This window comes from Desmonostoc vinosum (assembly GCF_059505385.1).
On the sequence record NZ_JCACKM010000308.1, the window covers coordinates 1 to 3,622 of the forward strand.

Here is a 3,622-nt window from a genome sequence, read left to right on the forward strand (position 1 = left end):
GGGTGGGCATCTTGCCCGCCCTAATTATGCAAGTTATATGTGGAACAGCTTAGCAAAAGTCCTCTCAAGAGGACTAAATCTCACGAAAAGCATAGATTTTAGTCCACTTAAGTGGACTTGACCTAATAAGAGCGAGAATTTATTCTCTGGCGGGAGATTGGGCAGGTGCAAGATCTAAGTTCCCCATCCCCTCGTGGGTGGGGAGAAAAGCCGCCCCTAGAAGTGCAGGTAATTGGTAATGGGTAATTGGCCAATTACCCATTACCAATTACCAAATTCCTCGTACCCTTGTGGGCGAGGAATTTTAACTGTAATTCTTTGTCCCTGCACCCTATTCCCTATTTTTCGATGAATACTAAATCTTCAGGTTGAGTAGTTAACTTGAGATTCTGACCATCAACTTCAACTACAAAGTAAAATCCAGTTACATGTCCTTGCGGCAAAATTATGATGCGATCGTCGAGAGATTTGAGATATTTTAAAAATCCGCCTAGCTCCACACTACCATCATTAATTGCCAAATAACCAAGAAGGCGACGAAATAATTTGGGTAGAATAACGATGTTTTCAGTAATAGTTTCTAACTCTTCTAAAACAAAACCTTTGTTAGTTTTATCTGATGCCCATAAACCTTTCTTTTCCTTGCGAACTTTCTCAGTTACATTGATTAACTCTTTGCGAATATCGGGATATAACTTGGAATAAAAAGTAGGATAGGCTAACCCTTTATTCAAAATATGATAGTTGGCACTTTTTTTAAGTAACGATTTATCAAAATAGATATCGCTACCATCCTCTTGCTCAGAATTGCCTTTAAAAGCGAAAGCAATACTTCTACCGTAGGCATCTGCGAATCTCGTGAGAATAAAACCAGGTACTTCTTCCGGTTCAGCGGCAGTGACTATTTCATTGTCGTTACGGGTAACTTTTTTAAAGCCAAAAAACTTGAGTAACTCACTAGCAGCACCATGAGCAAATTCTAGTGGTTGATGTTGCATCCCTACACTACCACCCTTAGCTTGGAAGTGAGTTTCTAAACTATCAATGCTATCTAAACGTAATTGTGCGCCTCCTGCACGGTTAGGTCTAACTCTTGTTGGTAACTTCTCCCACAGTTCAGGATTATTGGGATAGAAACGAATTGAGTCACCATCAGGTGCAGCTTTAATAATTTTAAAGTTGCCCTGAATTAAAGTCATTGTCATTTATGCAGCGCCTTTAATTGAGGTTAATTATTTGTAGGTTAACTATGGTGACTGCAAAAAGCTCTGATTTGTCGAGAGTTTTAATTTTTCTATATATTTTCAAGCTACATTCTACCCTCTTTCATTAAGCCGACGCACCTATGGGTTGTCTGACTTGCGATTTCACGGCTTCAACAATGGCGTCGGCGTCGATTTGGGCGGCATGAAGAAGTTCTTCTGGTGTACCGGAGCCTGGTAAATTGTGTACTGCAAGCTTAATCAGCCGCAGTTGGGGGCCATCATAAATAGGGGTGTTGCTAGTACCAACAAAAGCATCTTGCACGGCTGCACCTAGTCCGCCTTCCATCCAATGGTCTTCGACGACTACTAAGTTACCTTTGGTATCGCGTGCAGATTGATGCAGTGTTTGCACATCAATAGGTTTAACCGAATAGGCATCGATGATACGTACTATGATACCTTCATTTTTCAAGCGATCGCCTGCTTTAATCGCTTCGTGCAGAGTGATTCCCGCAGCAATCACAGTGGCTTGGTCTTTCTGGGAACTACGGACTATCTTACTACCACCGATGATAAATCCTTCATTTGAGCCATAAATTACGGGCGTACTTTCCCTTGTGGTACGTAGGTAAACAACACCATCGCGATCGCTCATTTGAGCTACTAGTTTAGCAGTCTGATTGGCATCGCTGGGATAAAGTACAGTACTATTCCACACCGCCCGAAAGGCTGCTATATCTTCCAACCCCATTTGTGAAGGGCCATCCTGACCAATTGACACCCCTGCATGTGAACCAACTAGTTTAATGTTGGCACGAGAGATCGCAGCCATCCGCACAAAGTCATAAGCTCTACTCAAAAAGGCAGCAAAGGTAGATGCAAAGGGTTTGTATTGTCGCACCTGTAACCCTACCGCTGCTGCTACCATTTGTTGTTCAGCAATGTACATTTCAAAATAGCGCTCAGGATAAGCCTCTGCAAAATCTTCAGCATAAGTAGAATTATTGACTTCAGCATCAAGACAGACTACATGAGGTTGAGCGGCTCCCAAGGCTTTGAGGGCGTCACCATAAGCCCGACGCGTTGCCACCTTTGCACCCTTCTCATAGGTGGGGAGTTGCAGCGATTTAGCTTTGCCTGTAGCAGCAGGTTGTTCTTGTTCTTCAGGTTTACTAATTTGGATGGTAATGTGGCGTTCACCTCCTAACTCGGCAATTGCTTTTTTCTCGTCATCCGGTTTTAAAGCTTTGCCATGCCAACCACCCAAATCTTCCAAAGAAGCTACACCTTTACCCTTTTTTGTTCGTGCAATAATTACTGTGGGGCGATCGTTGATACTCAAAGCCGCACTGTAGGCTTGATCGATTTCTATCAAGTCATGACCATCAATCTCTATCGCTTGCCAACCAAAAGCTCTAGCACGAGCCGCATAAGCATGTGTATTCCAGCCTAATTCAGTTTGACCCCGCTGCCCCAGTCGATTGACATCAATAATAGCGATCAAATTGTCTAAAGTATAGTGTCCAGCATGATCAAAAGCTTCCCAAATCGAACCTTCTGCTGTTTCGCTGTCACCCAACAGCACCCACACATTATAGGGAAGTTGATCTAAATATTTACCTGCTAAAGCTACCCCTACACCAATAGGTAATCCTTGTCCTAATGAGCCAGTTGCCACATCAACCCAAGGTAAAATTGGCGTTGGATGACCTTCTAACCGACTCCCCAAATGTCGTAATGACAGCAATTCCTCATCAGTAATGACGCCCGCAGCCTTATACATAGCATAGAGCAACGGTGCAGCATGTCCTTTAGAGAGAATGAAGCGATCGTTATTGGGATTATCGGGATTGTCAAAATCATAGCGGAGATACTTGCACATTAAAATCGCCATTAAATCAGCAGGGGACATCGATGAAGTGGGATGACCCGAACCGGCAACGGTTGTAGCACGTATACTATCTATGCGTAGCTGTTGTGCCAACTCAGTCCATTGGTGTTGTGGCTGCTGTGTGGTCATAGGTATTTTTCTTTTGGTTAAGGGGAGTGAGGGAGATGAGGGAGGTGAGGGAGATGAGGGAGATGAGGGAGAAAGATAATTACTCAGTCCCTAGTCCCTAGTCCCCAGTTCCCAGTTCCCATGACAGCCACAGCAGTGAGCTGATAATTTCTGCACACATTGCTATGGATATGAATTTCACTAAAATCTTCGTCTGATTTACTCTAGAAAGTCGGACAGCTAATTACTTCTTTCTAATGGAGTAACCGTCGTTTACTTCCCAGGTATGAGAAAATTTCGTTCAAAGTTCAAATCGGACGAAACCCCCTGGTGACTTTGCACTAAATCCCCATTACAAAACTTAATTACGCGCTTCGCAGCGATAGCGTAGCGTAAAGCCTGCGGCATAGCTTCGCTT

3 protein-coding genes are annotated in these 3,622 nt (G+C 43.5%); all 3 read right to left on the minus strand.

Annotation, left to right across the window (positions count from 1 at the left end; all coding sequences use genetic code 11):
* Nucleotides 1-139: 139 nt before the first annotated feature.
* The gene (locus AC5JMF_RS31655) at nucleotides 140-262 is read right to left on the minus strand and encodes a hypothetical protein (protein ID WP_495799670.1); all 123 of its coding nucleotides are present in this window, start codon (nucleotides 260-262) and stop codon (nucleotides 140-142) included.
* Between the two features lie 76 nt (nucleotides 263-338).
* Complete coding sequence (locus AC5JMF_RS31660; protein ID WP_495799671.1) at nucleotides 339-1,199, minus strand: thermonuclease family protein; 861 nt, start codon at nucleotides 1,197-1,199, stop codon at nucleotides 339-341.
* Nucleotides 1,200-1,329: 130 nt separating this feature from the next.
* Nucleotides 1,330-3,225: a transketolase gene (locus AC5JMF_RS31665; RefSeq protein WP_495799672.1), complete on the minus strand. Its 1,896-nt coding sequence runs from the start codon at nucleotides 3,223-3,225 to the stop codon at nucleotides 1,330-1,332.
* Nucleotides 3,226-3,622 lie beyond the last annotated feature (397 nt).

What these genes read in the sequence shown, in the direction of transcription:
- AC5JMF_RS31655 (WP_495799670.1), bottom strand. Translation starts at nt 262, where the DNA reads ATGGGTAATTGGCCAATTACCCATTACCAATTACCTGCACTTCTAGGG.
- AC5JMF_RS31660 (WP_495799671.1), bottom strand. Translation starts at nt 1,199, where the DNA reads ATGACTTTAATTCAGGGCAACTTTAAAATTATTAAAGCTGCACCTGAT.
- AC5JMF_RS31665 (WP_495799672.1), bottom strand. Translation starts at nt 3,225, where the DNA reads ATGACCACACAGCAGCCACAACACCAATGGACTGAGTTGGCACAACAG.